Here is a 247-nt window from a genome sequence, read left to right as displayed (position 1 = left end):
ATGTTAACTAACGAAGATTTTTACCACATTAAACAACTTAACCCTAACACTCAATGTGTTAATATTTTAAAAAAACTTTTTCATAAAACATCATTTTTACTTAATTTTCATGAATATATGAATCATCATCACGATTTACTTAATCAATATTTAATTAATAACAACTATCACTCTCAAAGCCAAAAAGTCATCCGCGGTAAAATCAATGAATATCTTATTTTACTCTATTTTCAAAACAAAGGAATCA

1 pseudogene is annotated in these 247 nt (G+C 24.3%); it reads left to right on the top strand.

Annotated features, from left to right (window positions below):
- Positions 1–247, top strand: a pseudogene (locus RI68_RS02155) (hypothetical protein); the annotation flags it as partial.

The organism is Vaccinium witches'-broom phytoplasma str. VAC (assembly GCF_000309405.1).
Classification (GTDB): Bacteria; Bacillota_I; Bacilli_A; order Acholeplasmatales; family Acholeplasmataceae; genus Phytoplasma.
This window is presented reverse-complemented; position numbering and strand designations above follow the sequence as displayed.